Below are 13114 nucleotides of genomic sequence, written 5' to 3'. Positions count from 1 at the left end.
CCGACCTTCGCCTGGTACGGCAGCTCCGTGCCCTGCTCGACGATCGCCTTCATGCGGTCGGCCGTGACGACCCGCGGACTCGACACCACGCGCCCGCGCCCCTCTGCTTCGAGCGCGCTCAGCTGGATATCGAGCTGACGTGTGGCGTGCGCGGCCAGCAGCGTGAGACCGAGCCCCGCGGCCTCGAAGCCCGAAAGCGGACCCGCACCCAGATCGTAGAGCGTCCCGTCCCTCCCGCCGCCGATGCCGCGCGCCGTCCCGTCGGCGTTCACCGGCGTCACGCCGAGGCGCACGCCCAGTTCGCGCGACAGCCCCTCGTCCCCCTCGACGATACGCGCTTCGATCAGCACCTGGGGCGCCGGCGCGTCGAGCCGACGCACGAGTTCGGCGATCTGGTCGAGGCGCGCCGGCAGATCCGTGACGAACAGCAGGTTCGTGCGCGCGTCCGCCACGGCTGCTCCCCGCTTCGAGAGCGCGCGCTGCGCTCCTGTGCCGCTCAGTAGCCGACGCAGATCCTCGGCGCGCGCGTAATGAAGCTCGAATGCGCGGCTCGCGAGCGGCTCGAGCTCGGCGGCCCGCGCGTGCGCCTCGAAACGCTGGCGTTCGCGTGTGACCAGTTCCGCGGCTGGCGCGACCCAGAGCACGTCGCCGATGCGCGACATCGCGAGGCCATTCGTCTCCAGCAACAAGTCGAAGGCGCTGCGCCACGGCACCCGATCGAGCCGCAATGTAACCTGCCCGCGCGCACGCTCGCTTGCGACGATATTGAGCTTCGTGAACTGGGCGAACGCGTGCAGGACGGCAGTGAGTTCCGCGCGCTGGAAATTGAGCGTGATTGGACGGTCGGGCGGCAAGCCATCGTTAGACGCAGCCGGGCTGCTGAGCCGTAACGGCTCGCGCATGGGTACGGGCGGTCCTTCGAGCGGCGCGACAGCCGTCGCGTCGCCGCCAGCCTCCCGCGAAGGTTGCGCGGCGGCCGAGCCCGCACCGGAAGCACCATCGGTATTCCCTGCCGATACGTCTTCGGGCGAAGCGGCCTCGCTGCCCGAAGTGAACGGATTGGCAATCCATTGTGTGGCCGCGGGCACCCCCGCGCCTTCGGGCAACGGCGGCGCCTCGTAGTGCGCCACCGCGCCTGGCGGCCGCGTCCACTCGGACTGCGGCAACGGCACTGCGGCCAACGCGGCAACGCTCGGCAATGCCGCACCAAGGAGACCCAATCCCCAACGGAATGCGTTCATTTCGCCACCTCCGCCCAGTCGAGCGCGCGCGTGGCCCCGCCCGCAAACACGACGACGCGCGCCGGGTCAACCTGCACGACCCGGCCATCGCCTATCGCCTGCCCGGCCTGCACGGTCATGACGCCCTCCGGCGTTTCCACGAGCGCGACAATGCGCTGGCGATCCTGGAGGATGCCGGCAAGTCGCCACCCGTCCTGCCCGGCTCCGACCGCTGCAGCGCGAGCGAATGGATCGGCCGCTGCCATTGCCTCTTCAACGGACGCCAAGGCCAGTGGCACGGCGGGAAGTGCGTCGTACACACGCAATGTCGCCGAAATCGACAGCCCAACTCGCGTGCGCTGGATCGCCAGTTCTGTTGGTGCGATCAGTTCCGGCTCGCGCGAGAGTGCTTCGAGCAGCCCGCGCAACTGTGCGAAGCCGCCTTGCGCGACCAGCTTGATCGAACGGAACGCCTCGGCTTTTGCCCCACCTGTCGCGGCAGGCTCCAGCGCGTGGAGCACGAGCCCCGACTGCGCGGCAAGTTGCGAGATTCGGCGGATATCATCGGCGGAATTGCCCACGTGCGCAGCGCGTGCGGCGGCTCCCGCCGCAAACTTGCGAAGCGCCGGCAAGCGCGCCAGGGCTTGCTGCGCATCGTCGCGACGTTTCTGCGCGTCTGAGAGCGCTGCCCGCGCCGTGTGCACGCCGAGCGGATCCAGCACAACGCAGGCACCGCACGCCGATGTGCCCGCGAGTACGGCAATCGCCAGTGCGGCGGCGCGCCGACGGCGCACGCTCCACGCGTGGAGCGGCAGCCAGCCGCGCAGCGCGCCGCGCCGGTTGTCCTGCGCCCACGCGAGGTCCCTTCCCTGTGCAGCCGCCGTGCTCATTTCGCCCCCTTCGCAACAGGAGCACCCGGCGCCCGGGACGCGCCGGCCCGCGGCGCAGCGCTCGCGCCTTGCCAGACGAGATGCGCAGCCACGCGAATCGGCTCGCCGTCCGGCGTACTTTCGCGTGCGGCGCCAGCTGCCGTGCCGCGCTTGAGTTCGCGCACCGTCACGGCCTCGACATCGGGCAACGTCCGTAGCCGGCCTAGCCACGCCGCGGCCGCGGCCTCATCCGCCGCACTCGCCTGCAGATCGGTTTCTTCGGCGAACTGCGTGAGCTGCTGCAGGCCGACGCCCGGTGGCACGTCACTCGACAGCCAGTCGGCAAGCGCGAACAGGTGTGCCGCGGCGCGCGCATGCTGCCGCGAGAGCCGCTCACCGAGGCGCCGCGCTTCCGCCTCGTGCGCAAGGCGCCTGGCTTCGGCCAGCGGAGCGCGCCAGTGTGCAACGGAGCGCTCCAGCGCCGCGCGGCGTACCTCGATCCCGCTGCGCTCGATGGACTGCCAGAGCAAGACACTCAGCGCACACGCGCCGCCCGCGAACGCCGCGGCCAACCATTCGAGCAGCCGACGACGGCGCAGCCTGCGGATTGCCCGCTGCCGCCACGGCAGCAAATTGAACCCGCCGGGCGAGCGCAGCGGGGCGAGGCGCAAGGTGCGACTTCCCGAGACCGCGCCAGTCATTCGCTCACCCCGTGCAACGCGAGGCCGAACGCCACGGCACACGCCGGATCATGCAGAAGCGATGCCGCGAGCGGCCGCTCCAAGCCGCCGAACGGCCCGCACTCGAACGGCAACACCGGCGCGCCCAGGACGTCGCCGATGTCGGCTAGCGTGAAGTTCACGCCGCGCAGCATGCCAAGCTCGCCCGACACCTGCACGCAGCCGGCCTGCTCGCCATCGACGAGGTCGCGCAGCGCTTCCACGAGATCGGCATGTTCCAGGGCGGGGAAACGCATGTGCCGGATAACCGAGTCGTCGACGAGATACCAGCCGTGCACGCCTTCCGGGCCAACCCAGAGCGCCACCCAGGGCTCGAGCGGCGACAGCTCGTACGCCGCCGCATGCCGCATTGCGCGCAACGCGGCGTGCGCCTCGTCGTCCACGGCGCACAGCGTGATGCCTGCCATTGCCGCGCATTCGATGCGCGCCTCCAGATGCTGCCGGGCCGTCGCTGCAATCGTCACGTGCGCGTTGCGCGCCTGTCGTGCGTCGTGCGTCGGCACGGCCGGCACCACGTGCCAGTCGACTGCGAGCTCGACGCGCTCGAGGCCCGCCACGCGCTCCGCCTCTGCCAGCACGAACGGCGCGAGCCCGTCGTGAATGCCGGAATCGTCCCCCACGCCTGCAGCCGGCGCGAGGCGAGCGAGCGGCACCGTTGCGATGTGCGTCGCGCTCGTGGGTAAAGCCATCGCGCAACGCAGCGACGCCGCAGCACAGGCGCGCGGCAACTCGCCGAACACGCTGTGCAGCGCGCCGACGAAAGCCGCGCGATCGACAATTTCCGCGCCCGCCAGCGCCCCGCGCGCGAGCGGCGCGCTCGCCAGCCACTCGAGGCGCACCGGCCCCGCGCCGACAATGCGCTGGCTCAACACCACGAGCGTGGCGCCTCGCGCGCCAAGATCCACCCCTGCGGCATAGCGGCGCGCCCCCAACAACACCGGATTCCCGAAACCCATTGCACCCCTCCCATACGCCCGCGCGCCGCGAACCGTTCGCAGCGCGTCGATGGGGAAATTGTGCGAATGGCCGCCTCGCGCGAATACTCGGCCATACGGCCAACGTTCGGGATGGGCGCTACCCATGCGCGAGTGGCACGTCTACAGTGCGAGTATCGGGTCGCGCGATTGCCACCCTCGAAATGCAAGCTTTCCGAAAGCACGGAGGCGCCCCGGCTATAATCGCGGGACCGTTTTTCTGGTGTTCGTATGCAAGATCAGCATCCTTCCTCCGTGCCGCCATCCACGCCGCCCGAACCGCCCAGGCGGCGCAAGCGCCCGTGGTGGGCGACGCTGCTGATCGGCTTTTTCGGCCTCATCGTCGCCGGCGTGGTGTGCGTGGCACTCGTGCTCGGCTATGCGCTCGTCGTGGCTACGCCGAACCTGCCTTCGCTCGACGCGCTCACCGACTATCGCCCGAAGGTGCCGCTGCGCATCTATACGCGCGACCACGTGCTGATCGGTGAATTCGGCGAAGAGCGGCGCGACGTCGTCCATTTCCAGGACGTGCCCGTCAACCTCAAGAACGCCGTTCTCGCCATCGAGGACGCCCGCTTCTACGATCATGGCGGGGTCGATCTTGCCGGCATCGCGCGTGCGGGTCTCGTCGCGCTCACCAACGGCCACGCCACCCAGGGGGCCAGCACGATCACCATGCAGGTGGCGCGCAACTTCTTCCTTTCGAGCGAAAAGACCTACACGCGCAAGATTTACGAGATGCTGCTCGCCTACAAGATCGAGTCGAAGCTCTCGAAAGATCAGATTCTCGAGGTGTACATGAATCAGATCTACCTGGGCCAGCGCGCGTACGGCTTCGCGAGCGCCGCACGCGTGTATTTCGGAAAGGACCTCAAAGATCTCACGCTCGCCGAATGCGCCATGCTCGCCGGGCTGCCCAAGGCGCCCTCGGCCTATAACCCCGTCGTCAATCCGAAGCGGGCGAAGGTGCGTCAGGAATATATTCTCCAGCGCATGCTGGAACTGCACTACATCACGCAGCAGCAGTACGACGAGGCCGCGCAGCAGCCGCTCGTGGTCAAGGGCCAGGGCAAGGAATTCAGCGTCCACGCCGAATACGTGGCGGAAATGGTCCGTCAGATGATGTACGCGCAGTACCACGAGGAGGCCTACACGCGCGGGCTGAACGTCGTCACGACCATCGATTCGGCCGATCAGGACGTCGCCTATCGCGCGCTGCGCAAGGGGCTGATGGACTACGAGCGGCGGCACGGCTATCGCGGGCCCGAGGCGTTCATCGACCTGCCCGCCGACGCGGACGACCGCGAGCAGGCCATCGACGACGCCCTCGTCGAGCACCCCGACAACGGCGAGCTCGTCGCGGCAGTCGTGACGGCCGCGAGCCCGAAGGCAGTGCAGGTCACCTTGATGGACGGCAACACCGCGAGCATCACCGGCGACGGGCTGCGCTTCGCCCAATTCGCGTTGAGCGCGCGCGCACAGCCGTCGCAGCGCATCCGGCCGGGCGCGATCATCCGCGTGGCGCGCAACAACGCGGGCGAGTGGTCGATCACGCAACTGCCGCAGATCGAAGGCGCGTTCATCTCGATCGTGCCGCAGGACGGCGCGATCCGCGCGCTCGTGGGCGGCTTCGACTTCAACAAGAACAAGTTCAACCATGTCACGCAGGCTTGGCGCCAGCCGGGCTCCAGCTTCAAGCCGTTCATCTACTCGGCTTCGCTCGACAAGGGGCTTGGGCCTGCCACCGTCATCAACGACGCGCCGCTCTTCTTCAGCGCGGCGGAAACGGGCGGCCAGGCCTGGGAGCCGAAGAACTACGGCGGCGGCTTCGACGGCCCGATGTCGATGCGCACGGCGCTCATGAAGTCGAAGAACCTCGTGTCGATCCGCATCCTCAACCATATCGGCACGAAGTACGCGCAGCAGTACATCACGCACTTCGGCTTTGACGCCGACCGGCATCCGGCCTACCTGCCGATGGCGCTAGGCGCGGGCCTCGTCACGCCGCTGCAGATGGCGGCCGGCTACTCGGTGTTCGCGAACGGCGGTTATCGCGTGAATCCTTATCTGATCGCCGAAGTCACCGACCAGCGCGGCATCGTGGTCGCCGAGGCGCAGCCGATCGTGGCCGGGCAGAACGCGCCGCGCGCCATCGACCCGCGCAACGCGTACATCATGAACAGCCTGCTGCAGAGCGTCGCGCAGCACGGCACGGGCGCGAAGTCGAACGTCCTCAAGCGCACCGACCTCGGCGGCAAGACAGGCACGACCAACGACTCGCGCGACGCCTGGTTCGCCGGCTTCCAGCACACGCTCGCGGCAATCGCGTGGATCGGCTACGACAACCCGCGCAGCCTCGGCGACAAGGAAACGGGCGGCGGCCTCGCGCTACCCGTGTGGATCGACTACATGCAAAAAGCGCTGAACGGCGTGCCCGACTACAAGATGCCGATGCCCGACGGCATCGTCACGCTCGGCGACGAGCTGTACTACGCCGACATGACGCCGGGGCACGGCTTCGTCTCGACGGTGGGCATCAGCCAGGCGGCGCTCGAAGCGGAATCGAGCAGCGCTGCTGGCGCTTCGGACGCAGCGCCAGCGGCCGATGCGGATGCCACGCCAGAGCACGTCAACGCGAAGGAGAAGGAAGACATCATGAATCTGTTCCGGGGGCATTGAATCTCGCCGGAACGGAGGCAATGAAAAACGGGCGCCAGCGGCGCCCGTTTCCACGTTCAGGGTTCGAACCGCACCGGTTCGCCGGCCTGCTCTGTCGCGAAGGTCGTGAGCGCCGAGAAGAATTCGGTGCCCGTGCGCGTGTCGTGCCATTCGCCGTCGACGAAGCGATAGTGGAAACCGCCCGCCTTCGCCGCGATCCAGATCTCGCGCATCGGCGGCTGCAGATTCACGATGATCTTCGTGCGATTCTCGAATTCGAGCGTCAGAACGTTGCCGCTTCGCTCGAGTTCGATGTCGGCACTGGCCTCGTCCACGGCCCGCTCAACGGCCGCCAGCACGGCCTCCGCGCGGCTCAGGTAGTCATTGTCTGGCATGCTAAACTCCACCGGTTATTCACATTCAGGGGCAATTATGCGTGTCATTTCCAGGATGCGCGCAGTGGCATCACGCATATCGACGTCCCGTGTACGGACGCCCCGCGCGATTCTAGCGGCTTTTGCGATCGGCACCGTTGCGCTCGCGGGCTGCGGCCAGCGCGGGCCGCTCTACCTGCCCACCGTGCCGCCGCTTCCGCCCAAGCCCAGTTTCGAATCCGGGCCGCAGGACAGCGCCGCGGGTGCTGCCGACTCGGCCTCCTCGGCTTCGGCTCCGGTGGGGATGATTCCCGACACCTCGGGCACGCCGCTCTCGTTGTCCCCGGACACCGAACTCAGCACGACACCTTCGGCCACCGGCAGTCCGCAACCGGCTTCCGGCGCCACGCCAACCCAGTAAAACGCTCGCATGACACAGTCCGCTTTCCCCCGCGCTTTTCACCGTGACAACGGCACGCTCTTCGTCGAAGGCGTGTGCGCCGCCGATCTCGCCGCGCAGTACGGCACCCCACTCTACGTCTACTCGCGCGAGGCGCTCACCGCCGCATGGCACGCCTACGCCAACGCCTGCGCGGGCCGCCGCGCCAAGGTGCACGTCGCGGTGAAGGCGAACAGCAATCTCGCGGTGCTCAACGTGTTCGCGCGCGAGGGCGCAGGCTTCGACATCGTTTCGGCGGGCGAGCTCGCGCGCGTGCTCGCGGCCGGCGGCACGGCACAGGACGTGGTGTTCTCGGGCGTCGGCAAGAACGCCGCCGAAATGCGCGAGGCGCTCGAAGCGGGCGTGAAGTGCTTCAACGTCGAATCGATCCCCGAACTGGACCGCCTGAACGCCGTGGCCGGGAAGCTCGGCAAGAAAGCGCCGGTTTCGCTGCGCGTGAACCCGGACGTCGATCCGAAAACGCATCCGTACATTTCCACGGGCCTGAAGGCGAACAAGTTCGGCGTCGCCTTCGAAGACGCGCGCGCGACCTATCGCGCGGCCGCGGCCATGCCGCATCTGGAAGTGATCGGCATCGACTGCCACATAGGCTCGCAGATCACTGAAATCGCGCCGTATCTCGACGCCATCGACAAGCTGCTCGAACTCGTCGACCAGATCGAAGCCGACGGCGTGAACATTCGTCACATCGACGTTGGCGGCGGCCTCGGCATCCGCTACGACGACGAAACGCCGCCCGACATCGGCGAGTTCGTGCGCACCGTGCTCGATCGCATCGAGGCGCACGGCGAGAAAGAAGGCAAGGCGCGCGAGGTGTACTTCGAGCCGGGCCGCTCGCTCGTGGGCAATGCGGGCATCCTGCTCACGACCGTCGAATTCCTGAAGCCGGGATCGGAAAAGAACTTCGCGATCGTCGACGCCGCGATGAACGACCTCGCGCGCCCCGCGATGTACGACGCGTACCACGCGATCGAGCCGGTCGTCGAGCGCCAGTCGGCCGCGCACACCTACGACGTGGTCGGCCCCGTGTGCGAAAGCGGCGACTGGCTGGGCCGCGCGCGCACGCTCGCGATCGAGCCGGGCGACGTGCTCGCGATCCGCTCGGCGGGCGCCTACGGCTTCGTGATGAGCTCGAACTACAACACGCGTCCCCGCGCGGCCGAGGTGCTGGTCGACGGCACGCGCGTGCATCTCGCGCGCGAGCGCGAAAGCGTGGCGCAGCTCTTCGCGAGCGAGCGCGTGTTGCCGGATTGAACGATCGACCGGGCGTTTCGTGCGCTCGCCTCATGTGAAAAAGCGACGCTGCGGCGTCGCTTTTTTATTGCCTTCAGGCGCGGCAAGCGCATGGCGTGTTCATGCAGCGCTTATTCATCACTCACGCAGCACGCGCAGCGGTGCGCGTGCGCCATCGCGCGAGCAGCCACGCGCCTACGCGCCAGCCCAGCAGCACGAGCATGATTGCGCCGTAGAGCTTGGGCAGCGCGAGATCGTGCTTGCCCGCCTTCATCCACCAGAAGTGCAGGATCGCCAGCACGCCGATCACGTAGACGAGCCGATGCAGCGTCTGCCAGCGGCGTCCGAGCCGGCGCGCCATCGCACGCGTGGAGGTCACGGCGAGCGGGATCAGCAACACGAACGCGGCAAAGCCCACCGTGATGAACGGCCGCTTGCCCACGTCCTTGAGCATCGCGGCGACGTCGAACCACTTGTCGAACCAGATGTAGGTCGTGAAGTGCAGCGTTGCGTAGAAGAACGCGTAGAGGCCGAGCATGCGGCGAAAGCGGATCAGCGCGTTCCAGCCGGTCAGCCGGCGCAGCGGCGTGACGGCGAGCGTGATGCACAGGAACACGAGCGTCCACAGGCCCGTGGAGCGCGTGATGAACTCGATCGGATTCGCGCCGAGCCGGTCCGTGAGGCCGAACAGCACGATGCGCGCAAGCGGATACCACGCGGCGACGAACACCGCCGCCTTCGTCCAGGGCAGCCAGCGCGGGCCGCTCACACTCGCGCTCGCACTCGTTGCACGCGCAACCGGCTTCGCAGCACGGCCAGAACTCGCAGCACTCGCCCGCTTTGCGTGCGGCAAAGCCCCGGCCTGCGGTGTCGTCGTCGATTCCATCTCTCGCTCCATTGCGCCCTCGAGGCTCAAAAGTTCTTGCGCAAGTCCATGCCCTGATACATCGACGCCACGAGATCGCCGTAGCCGTTGAACATGAGCGTCTTGCGCTTGGGCGTGAAGAAGCCGTCTTCGCCGATGCGACGCTCGGTGGCCTGGCTCCAGCGTGGGTGATCGACGTTCGGATTCACGTTCGAATAGAAGCCGTACTCGGTCGGCGCGTACTTGTTCCAGCTCGTGGGCGGCTGGTTCTCGACGAAGCGGATCTTCACGATCGACTTCGCGCTCTTGAAGCCGTACTTCCACGGCACGATCACGCGCACGGGCGCGCCGTTCTGGTTCGGCAGCACCTGGCCGTACAGGCCCACCGTGAGCAGCGTGAGTGGATTCATCGCCTCGTCCATGCGCAGGCCTTCGGAATACGGCCAGTCGAGAATCGGCTCGGCGAGGCCCGGCATCTGCGAGGGGTCGGCGAGCGTGATGAACTGCACGTAGCGTGCGTTGCCGGTAGGCTGCGCACGGCGAATCAGTTCGGAGAGCGAAATGCCAATCCACGGGACCACAATCGACCAGCCCTCCACGCAGCGATGCCGGTACACGCGCTCTTCGAGCGGCGCGAGCTTGAGGATCTCGTCGATGTCATAGACCTTGGGATTCTTCACCTCGCCCTCGACGCTCAGCTTCCAGGGGCGCGGACGCAGCGTATGCGCGTTCTCGGCCGGGTCGCTCTTGTCGGTGCCGAACTCGTAGAAGTTGTTATAGGTCGTGACGTCCTTGTAGGGCGTGACCTTATCGAGCGCGACGAACTTCGTATCCGTTTTCGCGACGAGCTTTTGCGCCTTCGGATCGCCGGGCGCATATTCCGCGAACGCCTGCGTCGCGCCGAACGGCCCCGCGATGCCGCCGAGCGCGAGCGCCCCCGCCGCCTGCAACACGCGCCGGCGCTGCTCGAACACCTTTTGCGGCGTGATTTCGCTCGCGGCGATGTCGTCGCCATAAAGCATGATCCTGCTGCTTCGCTTGATCCACATGTTGCTGCTCCTGCCTCGTGCGCCGCGCGCGCGTTGATGGTGTCGGGATCCGGCCCTGCCGTGCGGTGCACGGGGCGAATCGGCTGGATGACCTCAAGCGGGCAAACGCACGTCGCGCGCAAAGCTTCCCGGCTGACGAAAAAAAACCGTCGAAGCGCGAGGCATCCGACGGTTAGTTCGTCCTGCAAGGGGCCGCGGTTACAGCTTGCCGTAGCTGTGCAGCCCAGAAAGGAACATGTTCACGCCGAGGAAGGCGAAGGTCGTCACGAGCAGGCCCGTGAGCGCCCACCAGGCCGCTACGCCGCCACGCAGGCCCTTCATGAGGCGCATGTGCAGCCAGGCCGCGTAGTTGAGCCATACGATCAGCGCCCAGGTTTCCTTCGGGTCCCAGCTCCAGTAGCCGCCCCAGGCCTGCGCGGCCCACAGCGCGCCGAGGATGGTCGCGATCGTGAAGAACGCGAAGCCGACGGCGATCGACTTGTACATGACGTCGTCGAGCACGTCGAGCGCGGGCAGGCGGTCCGCCAGCACGCCGCGCTCTTTCATGAGGTAGGCGACGCCCACCATGGCCGAGAGCGCGAAGCTGCCGTAGCCGATGAAGTTCGCCGGCACGTGGATCTTCATCCACCAGCTCTGCAGCGCGGGGACGAGCGGCTGGATCTGCTGCGCGTCACGCGAGATCGAGTACCACATCAGGAAGCCCACAGCCGCGCTGATCACGAGCAGCACGAACGCGCCGAGCGCGCGCGTGTTGTAGTGCCTTTCGTAATACAGATAGAAGAGCGCTGTGATGAGACTGAACAGCACGAACACTTCGTAGAGGTTCGAGATGGGAATGTGGCCGACGTCCGCGCCGATCAGGTAGGACTCGTACCAGCGCACCATCATGCCCACGAACCCCATGAGCACCGCCGCCCACGTGAGCTTCGTGCCGATCGCGCCACCCGTGGGCGAGCGCGAAAGCAGACCGATCCAGTAGAACAGTGTGGCGAGCACGAAGAGCGCGCTCATCCACAGGATGGCCGACTGGCTGGAGAGGAAATACTTGAGGAAGAACGCCTGATCGGCGCGCGCGAGATCGCCCTGGTACAGCTGGATTGCGCCAATTGAGAACACTGCGATGGCCGCCATGAGCAGCCGCGAAGGCTTCCAGCGCCAGCCCAGCACGACGAGCGCCGGCGTCGTGCCGCCCAGCACCAGCTTGTCGTAGTAGTTCATGTGCGCGTGGTACCGCGAGAGCGCGAAGCCCGCGCCCGCCACGAGCGCCAGCGCGAACAGCCAGTCGAGCGCCGTGAGGCGGCGCAGGAAGGGGCGTTCGTCGAACAGGGCGTCGGCGTGAAAATCGTGGGCGCCCGAGGCGTCGCGCGCCGCGGAGCTGGCCACCGCTGCGCGTTCGGCGCGGCGGGCGTTCGCGGAGGAGGAAACCTGACTCAAGTCCATGGGCTTACCGGTGTTGATCGTGAGTAGCCGTCAAATTCGCATCGAGCGTGCGTCGAACACCTGCAATAAGCACGCCAGATGCGTGGAGATCAAGGCGCACGGTCCGTATCGTTGCCGTTCGCGTCGCCAGTCTGCGGCGCCGCGCCCAGCGCGCGGCCGACCGCGTCGCGGGTACGGACGAACTCCTTCTCGAAGTCGAGGGTACGGCGGGCGGTCGACATCGCCATGATGACGTCGACGCCATGATTCTCGGCATCCGGACCCTTGCGCTCCTTCAGCCAGAACCACAGTCGCCGCTCACGCACGTAGAACATCGAGAAGATGCCGAGCACGAGCAACAGGCTGCCAAGATACACGACTTTCTTGCCCGGCGCGCGCGTCAACTGAAATACCGAAGCTTGCACCTGCCTGAATGAATCGAGCTGTAGATAGACAGGCGATCCATACAGGAAGCTGTCGGATACCGCGTTGATCGAGTCCTGCACGAAGCGCGCGGCGTCGGCGTCGGGCTTCAGGTCCGGCTCGCCTGCCTGCTCGCGCGCGAGTTGCCAGAGGTCCCACGTCGCGCCTTCGAGCATGCGCAGCAGCAGGCCCGCGGCCTTTTCCTGCTGGTCCTTCGGCACGGACTTGTCGATGAAGGCCGCCACCGCCTGGAAGCCGCCCGTCGCATTTGCGGGACTTGTTGGCCCCGCCTGCTGCGCACCGGTGCCCGCGAAAAGGGTCAGCACACGCTCAGCGCTCTCTTCGAGATGCTGCTGCAGCTCACGGTTCGAATCGGGCACGGAGCGCGCCGCAAACCGCTTTGCCGCCTGCACGCGCAAGGCGGGATCCTCGAAGGCCGCGCGCAGCAGCATCCATTCCTTTGGCGTACCGGCGCTATCGGCGGGGATGCGCAGGTAGCGGAACGGATCGTCGGGGTTCTCGCGCATGCCCGCGAGGAACATGCGGTCGCCGCCGCCCACGTCCACGGGCACCATGTAGTTGTTGTACTCGCGCGCCTGACCATCCTTGTCGCGCACCTTGTACTGCACGGACGGCCCGACGTTGTGCAGGTCGAGCGGCTTCGAGCTCTTCGCACCGGAGCCGAGGCGCTCGTCGAACGCTTCCTTGAGCGACCGATGCGCGACGCCGCGCGCGTCGTTCGCCCCGCTGCCGTTCGAGATGTTCTCGACGTTGATCGCGCGGAAGTCCGCGAACTCGATGGTCTGGCCATCCACGCCCGGCACGGTCTG

Annotated in this window: 12 protein-coding genes; 3 read left to right on the top strand and 9 right to left on the bottom strand. The window is 67.2% G+C overall.

The window, feature by feature from the left end; all coding sequences use genetic code 11:
• From VMJ11_RS21860 to pilM, 4 genes are all read right to left on the bottom strand, one after another.
• Positions 1-1241, bottom strand: a 1241-nt coding sequence (locus VMJ11_RS21860) for a secretin N-terminal domain-containing protein (protein ID WP_325621685.1), incomplete at its 3' end; no start/stop codon positions are given.
• Positions 1238-2110, bottom strand: coding sequence for a hypothetical protein (locus VMJ11_RS21855; protein ID WP_325621683.1), 873 nt, complete (start codon positions 2108-2110; stop codon positions 1238-1240). The genes VMJ11_RS21855 and VMJ11_RS21860, both read right to left, overlap by 4 nt.
• Entirely contained in the window at positions 2107-2790 is a 684-nt protein-coding gene (locus tag VMJ11_RS21850; protein WP_325621681.1) for a fimbrial assembly protein, read from the bottom strand. The genes VMJ11_RS21855 and VMJ11_RS21850 overlap by 4 nt, the downstream gene beginning before the upstream one ends.
• A complete protein-coding gene (gene pilM / locus VMJ11_RS21845) occupies positions 2787-3785 on the bottom strand; it encodes a pilus assembly protein PilM (protein WP_325621679.1) in 999 nt (332 codons plus the stop codon). Before pilM ends, VMJ11_RS21850 begins: the two co-directional genes overlap by 4 nt.
• A 249-nt stretch (positions 3786-4034) precedes the next feature.
• Between pilM and VMJ11_RS21840 the strand changes: the two genes are divergently transcribed.
• Positions 4035-6482, top strand: coding sequence for a penicillin-binding protein 1A (locus VMJ11_RS21840; protein ID WP_325621677.1), 2448 nt, complete (start codon positions 4035-4037; stop codon positions 6480-6482).
• A gap of 56 nt (positions 6483-6538) precedes the next feature.
• On the opposite strand, the gene cyaY is transcribed toward VMJ11_RS21840, so the two are convergent.
• Entirely contained in the window at positions 6539-6856 is a 318-nt protein-coding gene (gene cyaY / locus VMJ11_RS21835; protein WP_325621675.1) for an iron donor protein CyaY, read from the bottom strand.
• A 55-nt stretch (positions 6857-6911) separates the two neighbouring features.
• Here cyaY and lptM point away from each other — a divergent pair, with 55 nt between their 5' ends.
• The gene (gene lptM / locus VMJ11_RS21830) at positions 6912-7256 is read left to right on the top strand and encodes an LPS translocon maturation chaperone LptM (RefSeq protein ID WP_414694447.1); all 345 of its coding nucleotides are present in this window, start codon (positions 6912-6914) and stop codon (positions 7254-7256) included.
• Positions 7257-7265: 9 nt separating this feature from the next.
• Positions 7266-8549, top strand: coding sequence for a diaminopimelate decarboxylase (lysA, locus tag VMJ11_RS21825; RefSeq protein ID WP_325621671.1), 1284 nt, complete (start codon positions 7266-7268; stop codon positions 8547-8549).
• A gap of 121 nt (positions 8550-8670) precedes the next feature.
• On the opposite strand, the gene msrQ is transcribed toward lysA, so the two are convergent.
• The 4 genes from msrQ to VMJ11_RS21805 all read right to left on the bottom strand — a co-directional run.
• Positions 8671-9426, bottom strand: coding sequence for a protein-methionine-sulfoxide reductase heme-binding subunit MsrQ (gene msrQ, locus VMJ11_RS21820; RefSeq protein ID WP_414694446.1), 756 nt, complete (start codon positions 9424-9426; stop codon positions 8671-8673).
• Positions 9427-9440: 14 nt separating this feature from the next.
• Positions 9441-10442 (bottom strand): protein-methionine-sulfoxide reductase catalytic subunit MsrP, encoded by a 1002-nt coding sequence (gene msrP, locus VMJ11_RS21815; protein ID WP_325621667.1) that lies wholly within the window; start codon positions 10440-10442, stop codon positions 9441-9443.
• 198 nt (positions 10443-10640) lie between these two features.
• Complete coding sequence (gene ccsB / locus VMJ11_RS21810) at positions 10641-11882, bottom strand: c-type cytochrome biogenesis protein CcsB (protein WP_325621665.1); 1242 nt, start codon at positions 11880-11882, stop codon at positions 10641-10643.
• An 89-nt stretch (positions 11883-11971) separates the two neighbouring features.
• Positions 11972-13114 (bottom strand): cytochrome c biogenesis protein ResB (locus tag VMJ11_RS21805; RefSeq protein WP_325621663.1); only part of this gene is annotated, 1143 nt, incomplete at its 5' end.

It is taken from the genome of Paraburkholderia sp. (assembly GCF_035501035.1).
GTDB lineage: Bacteria > Pseudomonadota > Gammaproteobacteria > Burkholderiales > Burkholderiaceae > Paraburkholderia.
The sequence above is the reverse complement of the archived record's forward strand: the minus strand, read 5'-3'. Positions and strand labels throughout refer to the sequence as shown.